The sequence below is a fragment of the Leifsonia sp. Soil_N53 genome (genome assembly GCF_057655165.1).
Genome location: NZ_JBDGMM010000063.1, coordinates 53285 through 68667, shown reverse-complemented (window position 1 = coordinate 68667; position 15383 = coordinate 53285). Strand labels below are relative to the sequence as shown.

The window sequence follows — 15383 nt, the reverse complement described above, 5'->3', positions numbered from 1 at the left end:
GGCCGCCCTGCGGATGTAAGACCAGTCAGCGGATGTAGGAGGAGTCCGGCCCGGTCTCCCCCGAGCTCTCCAGCGGCGGATCGCGCAGCTCGCTCAGCTCGGCGACGGCACTCTCGATCGCGTCGAGCGCGAGCTGCAGCGACTCGACCCAGGCGGTGGGAGCCGCACCCCCGGCACCGGACGCCGCCGCCATCAGCTTCGCCCGAGCCGCGCGGATGGCCTCCTCGGCGGTCTGCAGATTGTCCATGCCGCCCATCGTGCCACCGGCTGACTCCGCCCGGGCAGCCTGAGAGTCCTGACAGACGCGCCTCCGGCGGCTCAGCCCCCGTTCACTTTCGCAAACCGCCTCCCGCCTGGGCTTTTCGCCGTCGACACGCCCACCGGCGCCCGGCCGCCGTAACCCCGCGTTCATAGACCGTTTGGTTGACCCCCCGAAGAGGGGCACGCCAGGGTCATGTCTGTGACCTCGCTATGAGGTCCCTCAACCGGTCGGGGCGTCGTCTCGCATGCCTCGCCGATCCGTGTTCTCCACTCCTCCAAGCTCGGGAAAGGTCTCTCCCATGCACGGCAACACCCCTCGGCGCCAGAAATCCGGCCGGCGCCGATTCTCGTCACTCACCCCACGGCAGCGGGTCCTCGCGGTCACCGCGACCACCTGCGCGCTCGTCCTGCTGGGCGGCGGCATCGCCACCGCCTCCACCATCGCCTTCGGGAACCAGAAGGTCGGGGGCGACTACCCCGGCGGCGAGCAGATCTCGTCCAACCAGCTGATCCAGCCCGTCGGCACCCGCCTGATGACGCCGTTCGGCAAGCTGATGGGGTCGACGGTCAGCCCCGACGGCCACTACCTCGTGGGCACGAGCACCGACCGCTCGGTCGACCTGCAGGTCTTCGACCTCAACAGCTACAAGCCGGTCGCCGCGGCGGGCACGCTCGCCGCGACGTCGTTCGCGACGGCGGCCTCCAACGCAGGCTACGGGTCGATGAAGTACTCCAAGATCGCCGACGGCACCGTGGGCCAGGAGGGCCCGGTCTTCTCGCCGGACGGCAAGTTCCTGTTCGAGCCGGTCGCGACCGGCATCGTGCGCTTCCCGTTCAACCCCGACGGCTCGCTCGGCGCCGGCACCACGATCGCCATCCCGAACTCGGCCGCGGGCCAGGAGGCGCTGACCGCCGGGATGGCGTTCTCGCCCGACGGCTCCACGCTCTACGCCGCCGTGAACGGCCAGAACACCGTGGTCGCCATCGACCCGGTGGCCGGCACGATCATGCAGACGTTCCCCGTCGGCATCGCTCCCCGCCAGCTGACGTTCGTCGGCTCGCACCTCTACGTGTCGAACGAGGGCGGCCGCGAGGCTGTCGCCGGCGACACCACGATGGGCTCGTACGGCACCCAGGTGCCGGCCGACACCAACCTCGGCACCTCGACGACCGGCACCGTCAGCGTCATCGACACGGCCAACCCGGCGGAGCCGGCCACGACGATCCCGGTGCAGCTGCACCCGACCGCGATGCACCTGGACGGCGCCACGCTGTACGTGGCCAACACGAACAGCGACACCGTCTCGGTCATCGACACGCGCTCGGGCAAGGTCGTGCAGACCTTCGCAACGCAGCCGTGGGCGTCGTCGACGACCGGCTACGAGCCGACCGCGATCACCCAGCAGGGCGACCACCTGCTGGTCTCGCTCGGCCGCGCGAACGCGATCGCCGTCTACACGATCGACCGGAAGGACCCGCGCGACCCGGCCGCGTTCATCGGCCTGCTGCCCACGGACTACTTCCCGGAGAACGTCACCGCGGTGAAGGGCTCGATCGTGGTCACCAACACGCGCGGCATCGACGCGCGCGGCCCGGCGCTGACCTTCAACAAGGGCCAGGGCACCACGGCCGCCACCGGCCACGCGACGCACGCGACCACGGCCTCCCTCACCAAGTTCACCCTGCCGTCGGACGCGGCGATCCAGAAGTACACGGCCACGGTGTTCACGCAGAACGGCTGGACCGGCGACTCGGTCAAGCAGGCGTCGGCCGCACAGGCGGACGGCGCGCCGACCAACGCCATCCCGAAGCGGATCGGCGAGCCCTCCCCGATCAAGCACGTGTTCCTGCTGGTCAAGGAGAACCGCAGCTACGACCAGCTGTACGGCGACATGAAGCAGGGCGACGGCGACCCGACGCTGGCGCAGTTCGGCGCGAAGGCCACGCCGAACCAGCACGCGCTCGCCACCCAGTTCGGCCTGTACGACAACACGTACGACATCGGCACGAACTCCGCGGAGGGCCACAACTGGCTGATGCAGGGCGACAACCCGGCCTACACCGAGACCAGCGCCGGCGAGTACACCCGCTCGTACGACACCGAGGAGGACGTGCTCGGCCATCAGCGCTCCGGGTTCCTCTGGACGTCGGTGCAGTCCGCGGGCAAGACGGCGAAGAACTTCGGCGAGTTCGAGTACGGCGAGGGCAAGCCGGCCAGCGCGACCTGGCAGCAGTACTACTGCACGGCCAAGGACGTCATGGCCGGAGGCGACCCGTCGACCCTGTTCGACCCGTCGATCCAGCTGCACGCGAGCTCGGCCATCCCGTCGCTGAACGCCATCACCGACCCGAACGCCGCGCCGTTCGACCTGGCGGTGCCGGACATCTACCGCTACGAGACCTGGAAGCAGGACTTCGAGAAGAACGGCCCCTCGAACCTGAACATGGTCTGGCTCTCCAGCGACCACACCGGCGGCACGGCCGACCCGGAGGCGCAGGTCGCCGATAACGACGTCGCCGTGGGCAAGATCGTGGACGAGATCTCGCACTCGCAGTACTGGAAGGACTCGGCCATCTTCGTGGCGGAGGACGACACCCAGGACGGCGCCGACCACGTCGACGGCCACCGCGCCCCGATCCAGGTGATCAGCCCGTACGCGGCGCACGGCAAGACCGTGAGCACGTTCTACTCGCAGATCAACCTGGTCCGGACCATCGAGCAGATCCTCGGCGCCCAGCCGATGAACCAGAAGCTCGCCGCGGCGACCCCGATGACCGACGCGTTCACGAACAATCCCGACCTCACCCCCTACAACGCGGTGGCCAACCAGGTGCCGCTGACCGAGGGCGTCGTCACCGCCCCGGCGTGCGGCTACGACACGATGGGCGCGACCGGAGACGCCGCGAAAGCCGTGAACGCGGCAGCGGCGAAGGCGGAGGAGGTCCCGGCGGCCGAGAAGTCGACGGCGGCGCAGTGGCAGAAGTGGGCGGGCAAGCAGCACTTCACGGGCACGGCCGGCCACCCGGCCATCCCGGACTACGACAACCCGCAGCTGATGAACCGCTGGACCTGGTACCAGGCGCACCACTGGACCTCGGCGTACCCGGGCGACGCGAAGATCTACGGCCCGGATGACGTGCCGGGCATCGCGCCGGGGTCGGTCGACCACGACGACGAGTAGCAGCCACCGTCAGGCACGCCGGCGCCCCCATCCCGTGTGGATGAGGGCGCCGGCGTTTTGACGGCCTAGGTGTCGCGTCCCGGGATCGAGACCCAGCTCCCCGGCGCCCTGTGCTGCAGCAGTTCGCTCGCCCCGTCGGCCTCGAAGGCGGCGATGAACTCCTCCGTGCCCTCCGTGAAGTGAGCCCACCCCTCGGTGTGGGCCGGGAGGACGCGCGGGCTTCCGAGGATGCGCGCGGCCTGCGCCGCCTCGGCGCTCGTCAGGGTGAGGAAGCCGTCGACCAGCGGTGTCCGCGCGGCACCGGCGAACAGCACGGCGAGGCCGATCGAGGGGAAGCGCTCCGCGATGGCGGTCACGACCGCGAGGGAGGCGTTGTCCCCGGAGATGTACACCGTCGGCGAATCGTCCGCCTCCAGGACGAACCCGATGACGGGTCCGGTCGCGCCCTCGGTGCCGTCCGGGCCGTGCTGGGCGGGCACCGCCGTGACGGTGACGTCCTTGACGACGACGGAGTCCCACGGCTCGAGGCCGCGGCACGACGCGTCGACGCGGCCGGCGGCGACGGTCGTGGTCAGCACGAGCGGGGTCGTGCGCAGATAGGCCCGGCCGCCGTGATCCAGGTTGTCCGGATGCTGGTCGTGCGACAGGAGCACGGCGTCGACAGGTCCGAGGTCGTCGGGCCGGACGCGCGCGTCCGTGGTCTTGGTGAGCGTCCGGGTCCCGATCGGGTAGTCGCCGGCGCTGTCGAAGGTCGGGTCGACGACGAACCGCGCGTCGCCGAGCTCGAGCAGGAGACTCGGCCCGCCGAGGGACATGACACGGAGCCGGTCGGGTGCGCTCGAGCCCATGGGCGAGACCTCCTGCGGTGAAAACGGTGAACGCTTCATCGTAGGAGAGCCCCGCGCTCCCCCTCCGCGGCCTCCGGCTCCCGCCGCTCCCGCCGACGCTGCCGCACCAGCCAGATCACGTCCCGCCCGAACGACTCCACCAGCAGCGCCAGCGCACCCGCGACCAGCACGATGGCGACGCCAGGGACCAGCCCGCTGCACGCCACCGCGAGCGCGACCCCCGCGTACGCCGTCACCACCTTGCGCCAGTACCGGTACGGCAGCGGCGCGCGCAGCCAGGGCAGCAGCCATCCCGCGGCGACGAACGCGTAGCGGAGGGCGCCGATCGCCAGCACCCAGACGCCGAGCGCTGGGGCGACGTAGACGCTGAGGACCAGCAGCAGGAACGCGTCGACCTCCATGTCGAACCGCGCGCCGAGCTCGCTCGCCGTCCGGGTGCGCCGGGCCACCCAGCCGTCGACCGCGTCGAGCGCGAGGGCCGGGATCACGAGTCCGACGAGCAGCGGGACGGGCACCGGGCCGGTGAAGGACGCCACCACCAGCCCCGTGATCAGCCCCACCAGGGTCGAGCGCATGGAGGTGACGATGTTGGCGGGGCCGAAGCGGTCCGACCGGCGGCGCTGGAGGCCGCGGACCAGCAGGGCGTTGGAGACCACCAGGTAGGCGGCGGCCGCCACCCAGCCCGTCGCGGGCAGCGGGGTCGTCGACCACTCCACGTCGAGCAGGCCGATGAGGAGGACGAGCGCGACGCCTGCGCCGGCCCAGCCGACCGCTGCGAGTTGAACCCTTTTCACGTGAGCCTCGTGTCTCTGGGGAACGGCGCCCTGCGCTGCCGCATCTTGCCTTAACACGCAGACTGTGCGCGGATGGTTCACAGGGATGGATCCACGGAGAGGAACTGGACGTGCTCGAAGCCACCGCTTTCTGGGTCGTGGAGCCCGGCGTCGGCGAACTGCGCACCGAGCCGTTGCGCCCACCCGGCGACGGCGAGGTGCTCGTCCGCACGCTGCGCACCGGGGTGAGCCGCGGCACCGAGTCGACGGTGTTCGGCGGCAGGGTGCCCCAGAGCCAGCGCGAGCGGATGCGCGCGCCGTTCCAGGAGGGCGACTTCCCCGGCCCGGTCAAGTACGGCTACCTCAACGTCGGCGTCGTCGAGCAGGGACCTTCCGAGCTGGCCGGGCGCACCGTGTTCTCGCTGTTCCCGCACCAGTCGGCGTTCGTGGTCCCGGCCGAGGCGGTCGTCCCGGTGCCGGAGGGCGTGTCGGCCGAGCGCGCGGTGCTCGCGGGCGCCGTGGAGACCGCGGTCAACGTGCTGTGGGATGCCGCACCGCTCGTCGGCGACCGGATCACGGTCGTCGGCGCCGGGATGATCGGCTGCTGCGTCGCGCGGCTGGCGCAGGGCATCCCGGGGGCGGAGGTCGTCCTGGTCGACGTCGATCCCACCCGGCAGGAGGTCGCGCGGCGGCTCGGCGTGGGCTTCGCGGAGCCGGGCACGGCGCCGCACGATCGCGATCTCGTCATCCACACCAGCGGCTCGGAGGCCGGGCTGCGGCTGGCGCTGGAGACTGTCGTCACGGAGGGCGAGGTGATCGAGGCGAGCTGGTTCGGCGACCGTCCCGTCGCCCTGCTGCTCGGGGAGGACTTCCACTCCCGTCGGCTGACCATCCGGTCGAGCCAGGTGGGCGCCGTCTCGCCCCGCCGCCGCGACCGGCGCGGCACGACCGCACGGCTGGCGCTGGCGCTCGACCTGCTGCGTGACCCGGCGTTCGACGCCCTGCTGACCGGGGAGTCGTCCTGGCGCGATCTGCCCGAGGTGATCGCGCGGCTGGCTGCCGCGCCCGGCGCGGAGCTCTGCCACAGCATCGATTGGAAGGACGCCTGATGCCGTTCACCGTCACGGTCCGCGACCACCTCATGGTCGCCCACAGCTTCACCGGCGAGGCGTTCGGGCCCGCACAGCGCCTGCACGGCGCGACCTTCGTGGTCGACGCGACCTTCGGCGCCGACGAGCTCGACGAGGACGGCGTGGTGGTCGACATCGGTCGTGCGACGGCCGTGCTCGCGGAGATCACCGGCTCCCTGACCTACCGCAATCTGGACGACGAGCCCGCCTTCGCCGGCGTGAACACCACGACGGAGGTGCTCTGCCGGGCGATCGCCGACCGGCTCGCGGACGCGGCTGCTGCGGGCTCCCTCGGCCGCGCGACCGGCCTGACCTCCGTCTCCGTCACCCTGCACGAGTCGCACATCGCGTGGGCGAGCTATTCGAGGCCGCTGTGAACGAGGTCTTCTTCGTCGTCCCGGACGGCATCGACGACCCGGAGCGGGTGAGCGGCGGGAACCGGTACGACCGCCGCGTCCGCGACGGGCTCCGCGCGCAGGGATGGACCGTGCGCATGCTCCTGGTGACCGGGCGCGGCACGGGCTGGACCGGCCGGGCGCTCGCCGGGCTGCCGGAGGGCGCGCTCGCGCTGGTCGACGGCCTGCTCGTCGCTCGCGAGCCGGAGGCGATCGTGGCGCACCGCTCGCGGCTCCGAATCGTGGTGCTCGCCCATATGGCGGCGTCGCACGCCGGAGACGGAGCGCATGGAGACGGCGCCCCCGCGGATGCCGCCCTCGCCGCCCTGCGCTCCGCCCGCCGCATCGTCGCGACGAGCGCCTGGACCCGCTCCCAGCTCCTCGAACAGGACGCCGGCGACCCGCACCGCATCGTCGTCGCGCACCCGGGAGTCGATCCGGCGCCCGCGACGACGGCCTCCGAGAGCGGCGGCCGGCTGCTCTGCGTCGCCGCCATCGCGCCGCACAAGGGCCAGGACCTGCTGGTGCGCGCCCTCGCCGGTTTCGCCGACCGCGACGACTGGACCTGCACGCTCGCGGGGTCGACCGCGGTCGCGCCCGATTTCGTCGAGGCGCTGACGGCCGTGATCGACGCGGCCGGCCTCGCCGGGCGGATCCGGTTCGCCGGCGTTCTCACGGGCGCTGCGCTCGCGGAGGCGTACGCGGACGCGGACCTCGTCGTGCTGCCGTCGCGCACCGAGAGCTACGGGATGGCCGTGGCCGAGTCGCTCGCGCACGGCGTCCCGGTGCTGGCGGCCGGGGTCGGCGGCATCCCGGAGGCGATCGCGCGGCAGGACGCGGCGATGATCGTTCCGCCCGACGACCCGTGGGCGCTGCGGGTCGTGCTGCAGCAGTGGTGGTCGAGCGCCGCCCGCCGCGACGCGCTGAAGGCGGCAGCGCTGGCGGCGCGGGACGCCGGCCGCCGCTGGGAGGACACGACCACGATCCTCGCCTCCGCCCTGGGCGAGGCCGCCCTCGAGGGGCTGCGCACCGAGGCGGTGCCGTCGTGAGCGAGGTTCTGGAGGTCAGCGCGGACTGGCTCGCGCTGCGGGAGCGGGAGGACGCCGGGGCCCGGTCGCGGCGGCTCGCGCGGCTGGCGGCGGGGCTCGTCGCCGGTCCGTTCACCGTTCACGACCTGGGCAGCGGCACCGGCTCGATGATGCGCTGGCTCGCGCCGCAGCTCCCTGGACCGCAGACCTGGGTGCTCCACGACTGGAACGCCGAGCTCACCGCGCACGCGACGGAGGCCGAGCCGCCTCGCGACCGCACCGGGCGGCCGATCGCGGTCAGCTCGCGCGTCACGCCGCTCGACCGGCTCGCGCCCGCCGACCTGGCCGGCGCGGGCCTCGTGACCGCCTCCGCGCTGCTCGACGTCGTGACCGCTCAGGAGGTGCACGCCATCGTGGACGCGTGCGTCGCCGTCGGCGCGCCCGCCTTCCTGTCCCTGAGCGTGACCGGCGACGTGGAGCTGCGGCCGTGGGATCCGCGCGACATCCGCTTCGCCCGCGCCTTCAACGAGCACCAGCGCCGCGAGGTGGATGGCCGCCGCCTGCTCGGCCGGTTCGGCGCGCCGATCGTGCGCGGGCTCTTCGGACGCGCGGGCTGGCACGTCCGCACGGCGCTGACGACCTGGCGTCTCGACGCTCGCGAGCCGCGACTGCTGGCGGAGTGGTTCGACGGCTGGGCCGACGCGGCGCTGGAGCAGGCGGAGGTCGACGGCGACCGCGCGCTGCTCGCCGAGGCCGGCGACTACCGGGGACTGCGCCGGGACCAGCAGCAGCGCGGCCGGCTCTCCGCCGTCGTGTACCACCTCGACGTGCTGGCGTGGCCGCGATGACCGTCCGGCTCGGCGTGGCGGATGAGGTGGCGGCGCCCGAGGTCGCGCAGGCCCCGCCCCACCCCCGCCTCCAGCGCCTCCGCGACCTTCTCGCCCGCCCGTGGCTCCGCGCCGCCCTGCGCGCCCTCGTCGGCGCCGTCGTGCTCCTCGCGATCGCGGCCCGGGTCGGCGCCGGCCCGTTCGTCCACGGCCTCCTGAGCGTCGACGGCCCGACCGTCGCCGCTGCCATCGCGCTGACCGCGGTCGCGACGGCGGCCGCCGCCTGGCGCTGGCGGCTGATCGCCGGGCGTCTCGGCGTCGGCCTGCGCTGGTCGACCGCCGTCGGGATGTACTACCGCTCTCAGTTCGTGAACACGGTGCTGCCCGGCGGCGTGGTCGGGGACGTGCAGCGCGCGGTCGACCACGGCCGTCGCGCGGACCGGCTCGTCGCCGCGGCGCGGGCGGTCGCGCTGGAGCGGGTGGTCGGCCAGGCCGTGCAGCTGGCGCTCGCGGTCGTCGTGCTCGCGGTCGTCGGGATGGAGTTCGAGGGCGTGCTGCTGCCCGTGCTCGGCGTCGCGCTCGTCGCCGTCGCCGTCGCCGTCGCGGTGGCGGCGCTCGCGAGCCGCCGGGTGCGGGCCGCGCTGGCGCACGAGCTCCACGAGGTCCGGGAGGGCCTCGGCTCCGCGGCTGTGTGCGTCCAGGCCGTGCTCACGTCCGTGATCGTCTGCGGATGCCACCTCGCACTGTTCGCGATCGCCGCCGTCGCCGTCGGCGCGCCCGTGCCGCCGCTGCGCATGCTCGCGCTCGGGATGGTCGTGCTGCTCGCGGCCTCCATCCCCGCCAACCTCGGCGGCTGGGGTCCGCGGGAGGGCGCGGCCGGGTGGGCGTTCGCGATGGCGGGCTTCGGTGCGGCTGCCGGCGTCTCCGCGGCCACGCTGTACGGCGTGCTGGCGTTCGTCGCCATCGCACCGGGCGCCGTGATCGCCCAGTCCGCCGCCCTGGTGCGCAGGAGGAGGATGCCGTCATGACCGAGCGACCGTACGTCACCGTGAGCTGCGCCATCTCCCTCGACGGCTATCTGGACACCGCGCGCCCGCCCAAGCTCGCGCTCTCGAACGCCGCCGACTTCGACCGGGTGGACGAGGTCCGCGCCCGGCACGACGTCATCCTCGTCGGCGCGCGAACAGTGCGACGCGACAACCCCCGGCTGCTCGTCCGCAGCGCCGAACGCCAGGACCGGCGGGCGGCCTCCGGCAAGTGCCGCACGCCGTGGAAGGCGACCGTGACCTCCACGGGCGAGCTCGACCCCGGCGCGAACTTCTTCACGCTCGGCGACACCGTGAAGCTCGTGTACTGCCCGCGCGACCAGCACGGCCGGCTCTCCGACCGGCTGGGCGACGCCGCCACGGTCGTTCCGCTCGGCGACGATGTGCGGATGGCCGACCTGCTGGCCGACCTCGGCGAGCGCGGCGTGCGCCGGCTGATGGTCGAGGGCGGCGGGAGGACGCTGACCCAGTTCCTCGCGGAGGGCCTGGTGGATGAGCTGCAACTCGCCGTCGCGCCGTTCTTCGTCGGCGATCCTGACGCGCCGCGCTTTGTCGGGGCCGGGGCGTTCCCCTGGACGAGCGACCGCCGCGCCGCGCTCGTGGAGGCCCGGCCGATCGGCGAGATCGTGCTGCTGCGCTACGCCCTGTCGGACCGCTACGGAGGCTATTCGTGACCCGCACCCCCACCACCCGCCGCGTCTGGTCCACGGTCGCGACGGTGCTCTCCGCGCTCACCCTGTTCGTCGCCGCCCTCGCCCCCGGCCTGATCGGCTCCGGCTCGGCGCTGGCTCTCGTGCGCGTACCGCTGGAGTGCGTGCTCGCCCTCGCCGCGCTGATCGTGATCCCGTGGCGCTGGGTGCGCCGGACGGTGGCGATCGTCGTCGCCGTGCTGCTCGTGCTCGCGACGGTCGTCGCCGCGCTCGACCGGGCGTTCGAGGCGACGGTCGGCCGGCCGTTCGACGTGGTGAGCGGCTGGCCGGAGGTGGTCGACGGCTACGGGGTGGTCCGCGACTCGGCGGGCACGGCCGGAGCCCTCGGCATCCTGGCGCTCGTCGCCCTGGCCGCGGTCGCCGCCGTCGCAGCCGTCGCCGCCTCGCTGCTGCACCTTGCGCGCGTCCTGGCGGCGCGGCGCAGGCGGAGCCTGATCGCGGCGTCGGCCGTGACGGCCGGCTGGCTGGTCCTCGCGCTCGTCGGCGCACAGCTCGTGCCCGGCGATCCGGTCGCCGCAGCGGACACCCTCTCGGCCGCGGCGACCACCGTCGACCAGGTGGAGGCTGCGGCCCGCGACCAGGCCGCCTTCCGCCGCGCGGCGGTCACCGACCCGTACGCCGCGCTCCCGGCGTCCGACCTCCTCACCGGGCTGAAGGGCAAGGACGTCATCATCGCCTTCGTGGAGAGCTACGGGCAGGTGGCCGTGCAGGGCACCTCCTTCTCGCCGGGGGTGGATGACGTCCTCCGCAGCGGCAACGCCGCCCTCGCCGCGCACGGCTACTCCGAGCGCAGCGCCTTCCTGACCTCGTCCACGTTCGGCGGGATCAGCTGGCTCGCGCACTCCACCCTGCAGAGCGGCCTGTGGATCGACTCCCAGCAGCGCTACAACCAGGTCACCTCCGGCACGCGCTTCACCCTCAGCGCGGCTTTCCGCAAGGCCGGGTGGCGGACCGTCAGCGACATCCCCTCGGACTCGAAGCCGTGGGCCGTCGGGAGCTCGTTCTACCACTACGAGCAGGAGCTCAACGCGAAGAACGTCGGCTACCAGGGGCCGTCGTTCAGCTACGCGAAGGTGCCGGACCAGTACACGCTGTCCTACTTCCAGCAGCACGAGCTGGCCGGGCCGCACCAGCCGGTGATGGCGGAGATCGACCTGGTCTCATCGCACACCCCGTGGACGCCGCTGCCGAAGCTGCTGCCGTGGGACCAGATCGGCGACGGCTCGGTCTACGACCCGCAGCCGGCCGAGGGCCTCCCGCCGAGCGTCGTCTGGCAGGACCCCCACCACGTCCAGCAGCTCTACGGTCAATCGATCGAGTATTCGATGGGCGCGCTGACCTCCTTCCTGACGACGTTCGACGACCCGAACCTCGTGCTCGTCGTCCTCGGCGACCACCAGCCCGCGACGGTCGTCAGCGGCCCCGGCGCCAACCACGACGTCCCGATCAGCATCATCGCGAAGGACCCGGCCGTCACCGAACGGATCGCCTCGTGGGGCTGGGAGCCCGGACTGCTGCCGTCGCCGACCGCGCCGGTGTGGCGGATGGACACCTTCCGCGACCGGTTCCTGACGGCGTACGGTCCCTGACCGGCGCCTCAGCCCTCCGGGGTGTCAGCCCTCCGGCGACGCCGGGAACGAGCGCCGCGCGACCAGGACGACCACGAGCCCTGCGACCACCAGCGCAGCGCCCGCGAACGGCAGCCACCCCAGCCCGGCCCCGGCGAGCACCGCCGCGCCGACCGCCGCGCCTCCCCCGATCCCGATGTTCGCCGTCGAGTTCACGAGCGCCCCGATGACCTCCGGGGTGGCGCCGCGGGTGCGGATGGCCGCCGTCTGGAACACCGACGCCACCCCGCCGAAGCCCGCGCCCCAGAGCGCAGCGGCCGTCAGCACGCCGGCGAGAACCGGGAACGCGATCCCCACCCCGACCAGCCCGGCCGTGACCGCGATGAGCAGGGTCAGCACGGCCGCCCGCGGGCGACGGTCGAGCGTCGCCGCGGCGAACCAGGTGCCGAGCAGCCCGACCGCGCCGATCCCGAGCAGCACCGGCCCGACCCCCGCGGCCGGGAGCCCGGTCGCGAGCAGGATCACCGACACGAACGTGTAGACCGTGAACTGCCCGAGGTAGACGACGGCGTTCGTCGCCGAGACGACCGCCAGCCGCGTTCGCCGGGCGCCCACGCCCTCCCCCAGGTGGCCGGTGCCGCCTCCCGGCACAGCGGGCAGCAGCACCGCGACGACCACGACCATGAGCGCGCACACGCCCGCGAGCACACCGAACGCGGCGCGCCAGCCCAGGCCCGTGCCGAGGGAGGTCGACAGCGGCACCCCGAGCACGAACCCCGCTGCGGCCCCGGCTGTGACGAGGGCCAGCGCCCGTCCGGTGAACGCGGGGGCGACCAGTCGGGAGGCGTACCCGATGCTGACCGAGAAGAAAAGTGCGTGCGCGATGCCGCCGAACGCCCGACCCGCCGCGAGCACGCCGAAGCCCGGAGCCACCGCGACGACGAGGTTGCTGACCGTGTACGCGACGAGAGTCGCCTGCAGCAGGCCCTTGCGCGAGAACCGGGCGGTCGACAGTGTCAGCGGCACGGCGAGCACGGCGACCATGAACGCGTAGACCGTGACCAGCAGCCCGGCGACCGAGTAGGACACCCGCACGTCGTGCCCGATCGCGGGCAGCAGCCCCACCGGCAGCATCTCGGTCGTCACCGCGAGGAAGGTCGCGCCCGTCAGCGCGACGAGACCGCCCGCCGCCTCGCGCACCGTTCCGGGACTCCAGTCCGACGCGTGAGACATGGTTGCGATGCTAGCCCCCTCGCGCACCCCGCCCGGTTGAACCGATACTGTCGCTCGTTCGTGTACCCCTTGAGGCCTTCAGCCGTGGAGGCCCGGACCGGAAGCGGGTAAGTCCATGACCAAAAGCAGCCAGGGCCCCTTGTGGCTCATGCGCATCCTGAGCGCGATCGTGCTGGTGCTGATCGCCGGAATCCATCTCTTCCTCGTGTTCGACGGCGTCGGCGGCCTGCTGGGCACCATGTTCGTCCTGAACGCGATCGCGGGCGTCGTCCTGGCGGTCGGGATGCTGGTGCTCCGCGGCTCCTGGCTGCGGCTCGCCACCCTCCTCAGCTTGCTGTTCGTCATCGCCAGCCTGGCCGCGCTCCTGCTCGCCCTCACGGTCGGCCTCTTCGGCATCACCGAGGTCTGGACGTTCACGCTCGTCCCGGAGACCGTCATCCTCGAGGCGATCGGCATCGTGGTGCTGGCCATCACCTCGGGGGTCGCGTTCCGGAGGCCGCGGGTGGCGTGAGCGCCACCTACCAGAGCAGCTTGAGTGCCTGAAGCCCCTGTCCGGTCACACTGACGATGTATGGGCCGGGATGCGAGCCGGCGCGCTTGAAAATTGCACGCTCGTGACCCAACAGCCGTCCGGCCTTGGCTGCGCCTGTGAGTTGGCTGCTGCCTAGCGCGAAGACACGTGCTTCGGCCGCGAGGACAGCCCTCGCTTCCAGGGGTCGCTTCGCGATGGCCTTATCGCCGGTGAGAAGCACCTCGCCCTTATCGGTCGCTTCGTGGATCCAATCGATGTCGGCCAGTTGTTGCGCAGCTATGGGACCGTAGCGCTCGCGCATGCTCACTACCGCCCATCCGGCGGCGCGGAGCGCTCCGGGCACGTGATGATCGCCGAGGCTCCGATCGGTAAAGAAGCGAAGCTCTGACACTTCTGTCGCCTAAGCGGCCGCGAGCGCAAGCCGCTCGACTGTCGCGTTGGGCAGGTCGAAGTCGGCAGCGACTTCTTCCATGGTCTCGCCGGCAGCGATCCGATCCAGGATGTCGTGCACACGGATCCCGTATTGCGTGAGCGTGGGCTGGCCGAAGTTGATCTGAGGGTCAACAGTGATGTCTGCGCCGTCGACTCGTGGGATCCGGAGCTGACCGACGAACCCATCCCGATAGTCGACGCGTTTCAGGTGCTCGCGCACGATCTCACCGAAGGTCGCGTCACCATTGCGGACGACGACGAGACGATTGTCGTCGAATGCTGCATCCCGCTGTCGCAGGTCCCAGAGGATCTCTGCGCCGTCCGTCTTCAACCGATCGCTTGCAAGAGCGTGCTCGACACCGATCTGACTGCGGAGCTGCTCGAGCGCCGGCCTGATTCGACCCATGGGCACGCCCGCTTGGGCGAATGCCTTGACAATCCAGGCCTCAGCTAGGCCGATGAACGGCACGGTGTAACCACGCCCCGGGCGGTCAACTGTGATAAACGCTGGCTTGCGGTTTCCCGATGTCGTCGTATAGCCGGTTGCCCAGTGATTGAATGTGGACCGCGGCATCCTGATGATGTCGGCGGCCTCCGCCTGCGCGTAAATGGGAGTCATCAACAACTCGTCCATGATGGCTCCCTTCGCCAATGTCCTCGCAAAAATACTAGCGACGTCGAAAGTGAAAGCTGCGTTATCCACACCGCCTCACGTGAGCGCCACCCCCGCGATCTGCGTGTTGAACGGCAGGAACGGCGTGTGCACGCGGTAGCGCTCCACGTCCACGCGCGCGAACCCCGCGGCGCGGAGCGCGCCCTCCAGGTCGCGCTCGCAGGAGCAGCCCTCGAACGTCCACGCCCACGGACGGCGCAGCACGCGCTGGGCGAGCCGGGTCGGCGTCCCGTCCGGTGCGGCGACGTGCTCCACGAACCGGAACGTTCCGCCGGGGCGGAGGATGCGGCGCACCTCGGCGAGCACCGCGGCCGGGTCGTGCACGGTGCAGAGCACCAGCGATGAGATGACCGTCTCGGCGCTGCGGTCCGGCAGGCCGGTGCTCTCGGCCAGGCGCTCCCGGAGGTCGAGCGCGACGCCGGCGCGGGCGGCCGCGGCGCGCAGGCGGGCGTGCATGTGGCGGTTGGGCTCGACGGCGATGAGCGTGGCGCCGCGCGGCAGATAGGGAAGGTTGGCCCCGACGCCGGAGCCGAGCTCCACGACCTCGTGCGGGAGGCCGGCGAACGCCCGCTGCTTGTGCGGGCGCAGGTGGTGCTCGATGTACGGGTCCATGATGCGGAAGAACGCCGCGTTGAACGGGCCGCGGAAGGGATGCTGCTCGAAGGCGGGGGCGAACGCGGGCGCGGAGACGAGATTGGTGGTTCGGGTCATGGAGGTCAGCCTCCCCGACCTCCGTCCCCGACGC

The 15383-nt window shown here is 72.3% G+C and carries 16 protein-coding genes; 9 read left to right on the top strand and 7 right to left on the bottom strand.

The window, feature by feature from the left end; translation table 11 throughout:
- Positions 1-25: 25 nt before the first annotated feature.
- A complete protein-coding gene (locus AC3A3H_RS12425) occupies positions 26-247 on the bottom strand; it encodes a hypothetical protein (RefSeq protein WP_487614860.1) in 222 nt (73 codons plus the stop codon).
- A gap of 313 nt (positions 248-560) precedes the next feature.
- Here AC3A3H_RS12425 and AC3A3H_RS12420 point away from each other — a divergent pair, with 313 nt between their 5' ends.
- On the top strand, positions 561-3443 hold the full coding sequence (locus AC3A3H_RS12420) for a bifunctional YncE family protein/alkaline phosphatase family protein (protein WP_487614859.1): 2883 nt from the start codon (positions 561-563) through the stop codon (positions 3441-3443).
- A gap of 65 nt (positions 3444-3508) precedes the next feature.
- Here AC3A3H_RS12420 and AC3A3H_RS12415 read toward each other — a convergent pair whose 3' ends face one another.
- Entirely contained in the window at positions 3509-4291 is a 783-nt protein-coding gene (locus AC3A3H_RS12415; protein WP_487614858.1) for an MBL fold metallo-hydrolase, read from the bottom strand.
- Between the two features lie 35 nt (positions 4292-4326).
- Entirely contained in the window at positions 4327-5085 is a 759-nt protein-coding gene (locus AC3A3H_RS12410) for a CDP-alcohol phosphatidyltransferase family protein (protein ID WP_487614857.1), read from the bottom strand.
- Positions 5086-5195: 110 nt separating this feature from the next.
- Here AC3A3H_RS12410 and AC3A3H_RS12405 point away from each other — a divergent pair, with 110 nt between their 5' ends.
- Genes AC3A3H_RS12405 through AC3A3H_RS12375 form a run of 7 tightly spaced genes read left to right on the top strand, consistent with a single transcriptional unit; the run spans position 5196 to position 11789 of the window.
- On the top strand, positions 5196-6173 hold the full coding sequence (locus AC3A3H_RS12405; protein WP_487614856.1) for a zinc-dependent alcohol dehydrogenase: 978 nt from the start codon (positions 5196-5198) through the stop codon (positions 6171-6173).
- The gene (locus AC3A3H_RS12400; protein ID WP_487614855.1) at positions 6173-6571 is read left to right on the top strand and encodes a 6-pyruvoyl trahydropterin synthase family protein; all 399 of its coding nucleotides are present in this window, start codon (positions 6173-6175) and stop codon (positions 6569-6571) included. The genes AC3A3H_RS12405 and AC3A3H_RS12400 overlap by 1 nt, the downstream gene beginning before the upstream one ends.
- Positions 6544-7638 carry a glycosyltransferase family 4 protein gene (locus tag AC3A3H_RS12395; RefSeq protein ID WP_487614854.1) on the top strand — a complete coding sequence of 365 codons (1095 nt, stop codon included), beginning with the start codon at positions 6544-6546 and terminating at the stop codon, positions 7636-7638. The genes AC3A3H_RS12400 and AC3A3H_RS12395 overlap by 28 nt, the downstream gene beginning before the upstream one ends.
- The gene (locus tag AC3A3H_RS12390; RefSeq protein ID WP_487614853.1) at positions 7635-8465 is read left to right on the top strand and encodes an SAM-dependent methyltransferase; all 831 of its coding nucleotides are present in this window, start codon (positions 7635-7637) and stop codon (positions 8463-8465) included. The genes AC3A3H_RS12395 and AC3A3H_RS12390 overlap by 4 nt, the downstream gene beginning before the upstream one ends.
- Positions 8462-9472, top strand: coding sequence for a lysylphosphatidylglycerol synthase transmembrane domain-containing protein (locus tag AC3A3H_RS12385; protein WP_487615071.1), 1011 nt, complete (start codon positions 8462-8464; stop codon positions 9470-9472). The genes AC3A3H_RS12390 and AC3A3H_RS12385 overlap by 4 nt, the downstream gene beginning before the upstream one ends.
- Positions 9469-10164: a RibD family protein gene (locus tag AC3A3H_RS12380; protein WP_487614852.1), complete on the top strand. Its 696-nt coding sequence runs from the start codon at positions 9469-9471 to the stop codon at positions 10162-10164. Before AC3A3H_RS12385 ends, AC3A3H_RS12380 begins: the two co-directional genes overlap by 4 nt.
- Positions 10161-11789 carry an alkaline phosphatase family protein gene (locus tag AC3A3H_RS12375; RefSeq protein ID WP_487614851.1) on the top strand — a complete coding sequence of 543 codons (1629 nt, stop codon included), beginning with the start codon at positions 10161-10163 and terminating at the stop codon, positions 11787-11789. Before AC3A3H_RS12380 ends, AC3A3H_RS12375 begins: the two co-directional genes overlap by 4 nt.
- A 24-nt stretch (positions 11790-11813) precedes the next feature.
- Here the strand turns inward: AC3A3H_RS12375 and AC3A3H_RS12370 are convergent, their stop codons facing one another.
- A complete protein-coding gene (locus tag AC3A3H_RS12370) occupies positions 11814-13001 on the bottom strand; it encodes an MFS transporter (RefSeq protein ID WP_487614850.1) in 1188 nt (395 codons plus the stop codon).
- Positions 13002-13116: 115 nt separating this feature from the next.
- Between AC3A3H_RS12370 and AC3A3H_RS12365 the strand changes: the two genes are divergently transcribed.
- Positions 13117-13512, top strand: a complete 396-nt coding sequence (locus AC3A3H_RS12365; RefSeq protein ID WP_487614849.1) for a hypothetical protein — start codon at positions 13117-13119, stop codon at positions 13510-13512.
- A 7-nt stretch (positions 13513-13519) separates the two neighbouring features.
- Here AC3A3H_RS12365 and AC3A3H_RS12360 read toward each other — a convergent pair whose 3' ends face one another.
- From AC3A3H_RS12360 to AC3A3H_RS12350, 3 genes are all read right to left on the bottom strand, one after another.
- On the bottom strand, positions 13520-13924 hold the full coding sequence (locus AC3A3H_RS12360) for a PIN-like domain-containing protein (protein WP_487614848.1): 405 nt from the start codon (positions 13922-13924) through the stop codon (positions 13520-13522).
- Between the two features lie 9 nt (positions 13925-13933).
- Complete coding sequence (locus tag AC3A3H_RS12355; protein WP_487614847.1) at positions 13934-14599, bottom strand: DUF433 domain-containing protein; 666 nt, start codon at positions 14597-14599, stop codon at positions 13934-13936.
- Positions 14600-14674: 75 nt separating this feature from the next.
- Positions 14675-15349: a class I SAM-dependent methyltransferase gene (locus AC3A3H_RS12350; RefSeq protein ID WP_487614846.1), complete on the bottom strand. Its 675-nt coding sequence runs from the start codon at positions 15347-15349 to the stop codon at positions 14675-14677.
- Positions 15350-15383 lie beyond the last annotated feature (34 nt).

Coding starts and splice junctions, on each gene's coding strand:
- AC3A3H_RS12425 (WP_487614860.1), bottom strand. CDS start 247: ATGGACAATCTGCAGACCGCCGAGGAGGCCATCCGCGCGGCTCGGGCG.
- AC3A3H_RS12420 (WP_487614859.1), top strand. CDS start 561: ATGCACGGCAACACCCCTCGGCGCCAGAAATCCGGCCGGCGCCGATTC.
- AC3A3H_RS12415 (WP_487614858.1), bottom strand. CDS start 4,291: ATGGGCTCGAGCGCACCCGACCGGCTCCGTGTCATGTCCCTCGGCGGG.
- AC3A3H_RS12400 (WP_487614855.1), top strand. CDS start 6,173: ATGCCGTTCACCGTCACGGTCCGCGACCACCTCATGGTCGCCCACAGC.
- AC3A3H_RS12385 (WP_487615071.1), top strand. CDS start 8,462: ATGACCGTCCGGCTCGGCGTGGCGGATGAGGTGGCGGCGCCCGAGGTC.
- AC3A3H_RS12380 (WP_487614852.1), top strand. CDS start 9,469: ATGACCGAGCGACCGTACGTCACCGTGAGCTGCGCCATCTCCCTCGAC.
- AC3A3H_RS12370 (WP_487614850.1), bottom strand. CDS start 13,001: ATGTCTCACGCGTCGGACTGGAGTCCCGGAACGGTGCGCGAGGCGGCG.
- AC3A3H_RS12365 (WP_487614849.1), top strand. CDS start 13,117: ATGACCAAAAGCAGCCAGGGCCCCTTGTGGCTCATGCGCATCCTGAGC.
- AC3A3H_RS12355 (WP_487614847.1), bottom strand. CDS start 14,599: ATGGACGAGTTGTTGATGACTCCCATTTACGCGCAGGCGGAGGCCGCC.
- AC3A3H_RS12350 (WP_487614846.1), bottom strand. CDS start 15,349: ATGACCCGAACCACCAATCTCGTCTCCGCGCCCGCGTTCGCCCCCGCC.